Annotated in this window: 7 protein-coding genes; all 7 read left to right on the forward strand. The window is 64.7% G+C overall.

Translation table 11 applies throughout. The features are described 5' to 3' along the window. The coding region (locus tag ACFVXN_RS18155) for a hypothetical protein (protein WP_389235837.1) at positions 1-323 on the forward strand (323 nt) is incomplete at its 5' end. 3 nt (positions 324-326) lie between these two features. Beyond that, the gene (locus ACFVXN_RS18160; protein WP_389235840.1) at positions 327-662 is read left to right on the forward strand and encodes a hypothetical protein; all 336 of its coding nucleotides are present in this window, start codon (positions 327-329) and stop codon (positions 660-662) included. Between the two features lie 23 nt (positions 663-685). Then, positions 686-1,012, forward strand: coding sequence for a hypothetical protein (locus ACFVXN_RS18165; protein WP_389235843.1), 327 nt, complete (start codon positions 686-688; stop codon positions 1,010-1,012). Beyond that, a complete protein-coding gene (locus tag ACFVXN_RS18170; RefSeq protein WP_389235846.1) occupies positions 1,005-2,066 on the forward strand; it encodes a hypothetical protein in 1,062 nt (353 codons plus the stop codon). The genes ACFVXN_RS18165 and ACFVXN_RS18170 overlap by 8 nt, the downstream gene beginning before the upstream one ends. After that, complete coding sequence (locus tag ACFVXN_RS18175; RefSeq protein WP_389235849.1) at positions 2,063-2,848, forward strand: hypothetical protein; 786 nt, start codon at positions 2,063-2,065, stop codon at positions 2,846-2,848. The genes ACFVXN_RS18170 and ACFVXN_RS18175 overlap by 4 nt, the downstream gene beginning before the upstream one ends. Before the next feature lie 15 nt (positions 2,849-2,863). Then, on the forward strand, positions 2,864-3,100 hold the full coding sequence (locus ACFVXN_RS18180; protein WP_389235852.1) for a hypothetical protein: 237 nt from the start codon (positions 2,864-2,866) through the stop codon (positions 3,098-3,100). Further along, positions 3,100-4,439: hypothetical protein (locus tag ACFVXN_RS18185; protein WP_389235855.1), on the forward strand; the 1,340-nt coding region annotated here is incomplete at its 3' end. The genes ACFVXN_RS18180 and ACFVXN_RS18185, both read left to right, overlap by 1 nt.

Below are 4,439 nucleotides of genomic sequence, written 5' to 3' on the forward strand. Positions count from 1 at the left end.
CCTCGATCCTGTGGACACCGAACACCATCACCGGCGTGCTCGGCGCCGGCACCGCCACCGTGTGGGGATTGCTGCTCGTCTTCGGCGGCATGGTCTGCGTCGCCGCGTCCATGACCGAGCGCTACCTGATCGAGTACCCCGCCATCCTGATCATCATCGCCGGGCTCGTCGTCTACCTCGTCGCCCTGTGGGCGATCACCCTCGAAGGCGAGATCACCCGGCTGACGCAGACCGCGGTCATCACCGCATACGCGCTGCACCTGCTCGCCCGCCACATCCAGCTTCGTCGACTCGCAGGAGCATCAGCCCAGAAAGGCGGGTAGTCGATGATCTTCGGGCTGTCTGCGAGCGACATCGCCTTGCTCGTCACCGCGTTCGGCGGTGGAACCACCGTGCAGGCGGCCATCAGTGCGATCAGGGCCAGGCACCACGGCGCCCGCTCGCGCGAGGACACCCAGGCGCAGGCAATCGTTGCCCAGCTCGCACAGGCACGGGCCAGTGAGCGCGAGGCGTGGGATCGCGCCGACGCGATGGAAGAGCGCTACGACCGGATGACGAAGTCCCGCAACGAATGGCGCGAGCGGTCAACGAAGCAGGACGTCTATCACGCGAGGTACTGCCGCGTCGACGACGTCGAGTACCCGTCCGCGCCCGAGAACTAAAAGCAGCGAAAGGAATATCCCCAGTGGGAACAAACCGGAGGCAGAAGCAGAAGCGGACGGCGGAGCTGCGCGCCGAGTTGACCGGCAAGATGGTCAACCCGTTCGGCTTCGACGAGACGCTACCCGAGGAAGCGCAGGAGGAGATCAAGCATCTCGCCGCGCTGATCGCCCGGATCTACGTGCCCAAGCAGAATCCGTTCCCGGAAGTCGACATCGTCTTCATGGGACCCGTGGCGCGGGTGGCGACGCAGTGGTGGAAACAGGGGCTGCGGGTGCACCCCGAACTGGCCAAGGTGGCCGTCGTGATCGAGGACGGTAAGCCGAAGAATGTGGAGGTCAACAATGGTTGAGTCGTACCGTGACCCGATCGAACGTTTCACCGCGGAGGTGGAAGTCTTCGGGATGGCCCAGATGCCGGGCCAGCCAGCGCAGACCGAAGCGTTCTTCCAGATCCGCCAACGCCAGGACGGCGCCGCGGAGGCCGCGATGGGCCTGCCCGCGTACAAGGGCGACAAGGGTGACCGCGGGCCCGCGACGCAGATCTACCTCGTCGCCACCTCCGCAGACATCCCCTCTCCAGGTTCCCTGAGTGACGCCGACATCGGCAAGGGCTGGCGGGTCGAGGGCTCGACCACCGTGAAGTTCTGGACCAACATCGGATTCGTCACCCACCCCGATTGGCTCGGCGTCGAGGGCGACCCAGGCCCGCCCGGACCCGCCGCGAACCTGACCGCCGGATCGATCGAAATGCTCGCCCCCGGCGTCGAACCCACCTTCGACATCACCGGTACCGCACCGAACCAGGTGCTGTCCCTGGGGATACCCACCACGCCCGGACTCAAGGGCGACACCGGTCCGGCCGCGGCGATCGAAGCGTCCGAGGACTACGAAGACGACGGCACCGCAGCTACAGCGGGGCAGGTCCTCGCCAAGCGGACAGACGGCTCTTGGGGGCCACGGCGACCCCTCTCAGTGATCGAGGAGTACGTCATTCCGCCGGCATCGTTCCCGAACGCGTCGAAGAACTCCTCAGACCAACGGCACCAACTCCTCGCTGTACCGATCCCCGCGAAGGACTATCCATACCGATTCGACTTCTCCGGCGGCGTCGACGTCGACAACCGCATCGGCCACCAGGTCGATACAGAGATCCGACTCGACAACGCAGTGAGCGGCACCCTCGTCGGCCTAGGCAAGGGACAGGACTCCGAGGGATGGCGCGAGGTCCAGTTCCGTGCGCACTCCAACGTCGCGTATCAGCCCGGCTCGACGGTCGGCGTCATCACGCCAGGCACGTCCGTCACCGTCTACGTGTCGGCAGTCCTGCGGTCGGGTTTCCTACTCGGTTGGGCAGTGCGGAACACCAACGCGCAGCTGCGTATCCAACTGATAGGGGCGGCATGAGCTACGTGGAAGAGTTCGCCCCGCAAACGCCGCCGACCAGCCAGGTCACACCGTCCGCCGGTGACGGCATGCAGTCGATGGCGCAGCGTGCCGCACTCATCGCGGAATGGCTGCGGGGAGGCTGGCTCGAAGATCTCCTCGACACTGCACTCCAGTGGGTCGAGGACGGAATCGAGACACTCGAGCGCATCACCCAGCAAATCATCGACATCTTCCTGGGTCTCGTTGTAACCCCGATCAACGAAGCCCTCCAGAATCTGAAGGACTGGTTCACGGGATTAACCGAATTCCGCTCCGGGACGGACGCAGACCTCGCCGAATTGCAGAGCAAGACGCAGGCGCTCGAGGGTGTCATCGGCTACGCCCACGGCTACTGCGACGCCGGAATCTCGCTCGCCATCGGCGCGATCAAGTACGGGGTGGACAACCAGGTCGGGCCAGTCGAAGGTGCCGTCCTGACGAATGGCGCCTACTACCTCGGCTCGAAAGGGCTGTGGGTAGCCGACGCCCGAGTGACCTTTGACCCCGCCGGTTTCGGGGTAGGTGAGGACACAGAGGTGCTGATCCGGGTGTTCGACCCGTCCGGCAACCCGCACTTCACAGCGACCAACGTCAATCATGGCGCTCAACGGCAAACCCTCACCCTGCATGTTCCGTTCACGGTCCCTTCCGCCGGCTATCGAGTCGAACTCTGGGTCGCCGCCGCGATCGCGCGCAACGTCCAGACCGGAAGCAAGTTCAACGGTTTGTCCGTCGAAAAGCGCAGCACCGAAACTTCATAGGAGAGCGACCCTGCCATGCCTACACCCGAACTCGCGCCGATCGAGCATCGCACCGATGAGGAGTGGGAGCAGCTCGCCCGGGACATCGTCGCGGCGTCCGGCGATCCGGACGCAGATCCGGAACCGCTAGCGATGGCGCTGAAGAACTCCGCTGCAACAGAGGCGGCGCTTCGCGACCAGTACTGGATAGACCTCGTAAACCATGCGTTCGACGAGCTCGCTGACGCGAGCAACACAGATGAGGAGGCCTGATGGCGCTCGGATACTCCACGGTCCGCGTGAACGTGACAGCCCTCGTAATCGACGGCATCGACTCGGACGACCTTCCCGATGACACGCCCCTGAGTGGAACGATCGTCCTCACCCCGATGGTCCAGACGGGAAGAGCGATCCAGTACGACGACGATGGCGTGCTGAAACTGAAGGCGCTCACCGAGTTCGAGGCGGACCTTGGTGTGACTGGCGATATTTCGCACCGTAACCGCGACTACCTTAAGGTAGTCGCGCCCACTGCGGCGACGACGAACATGGCCGAGCTGCAGTGGAAGGCCACGTTCAAGAACCTGAAGTACGGGACAAAGTCGACAAGCCTCGACCCGATCTTCTTCTATGCCGTCCCGGACACCGAGATCAATCTCGCCGAGCACGTGAACGTCGCCCCGAACTCGACTGCCGTGCAGCTCGCACGTGGTCCGCGAGGCTACGCAGTCGGCGAAGTGGTCGGCGAAGACGGGGAGTTCGTATTCAAGCTCGGTGACAGCGATGCCACCGAGGTCGGGCGCGTGCCGGTCCCAGAACTGGGTGAGGTACCTTCCGAATCGGTCGGTCGTACCGAGCTGACCCCACCGGTCAGGGGCGAGTTGGATGTCATACCGAGTCTGGTGGAAGACCCTCCCGGGTCTGGCCTGTTCATCTGGGTCATTGGTGATGGTCCACTTGCTCGTGCATCGTCCGTCTACCGGTCTGCAGCTTCTGGCGCAGATACGTCGCGCCTGAAGCTGCTCACCCTCGGTGACTCCACAAACGACGGCTATGGCAAACCTGGTGGGCCCAACGCGTGGTCGAAGACGTGGCCGCTGAAGCTCGCCGAGCTGCTGCGCACCAACCTCGGACTCGCCGCGGGCGGCCGCGGGTGGGTCGGCCCGTCGACGCCGCTGGCACCGGGTAACTACGAGTGGTCACCGGCGACACTCGCCCCAACGGGGTTCGCACTCGACGACCTCACTACCCAGATCGGCATTCCCGGCAGCCTGTGGTTGCAGCGTGGACACGCGTCGAACGTCGACGAGGTCACCTGGACATTGTCAGCAGGAACGACCGCCGTCGACGTGATCACCACCGGCTACGGCGGCAACCTCGTCATCACCCCGGCCGCCGGATCGCCGGTCACAATCGATTCGACCGGTGACCGCACGATCACCCGGGTCACCAATCCCGGTGCGACCATCAACGTGCACGGTGCCACCGGTGTCGGGATCGCGGTCCTCGGCATCATCGAATACATCGGCGATACGACCGCCGGTGTCACGCAGTGGAACCTGTCCCGCGGAGCGATGGCGGCACACGAGTACGCCGCATGGCTGGCCGATGG

This window comes from Cellulomonas sp. NPDC058312, from assembly GCF_042880135.1.
Lineage (GTDB): Bacteria > Actinomycetota > Actinomycetes > Actinomycetales > Cellulomonadaceae > Cellulomonas.

Bases quoted from the DNA above. Each gene is read 5' to 3' on its own strand.
- ACFVXN_RS18160 (WP_389235840.1), top strand. From the start codon at position 327: ATGATCTTCGGGCTGTCTGCGAGCGACATCGCCTTGCTCGTCACCGCG.
- ACFVXN_RS18170 (WP_389235846.1), top strand. From the start codon at position 1,005: ATGGTTGAGTCGTACCGTGACCCGATCGAACGTTTCACCGCGGAGGTG.
- ACFVXN_RS18175 (WP_389235849.1), top strand. From the start codon at position 2,063: ATGAGCTACGTGGAAGAGTTCGCCCCGCAAACGCCGCCGACCAGCCAG.
- ACFVXN_RS18180 (WP_389235852.1), top strand. From the start codon at position 2,864: ATGCCTACACCCGAACTCGCGCCGATCGAGCATCGCACCGATGAGGAG.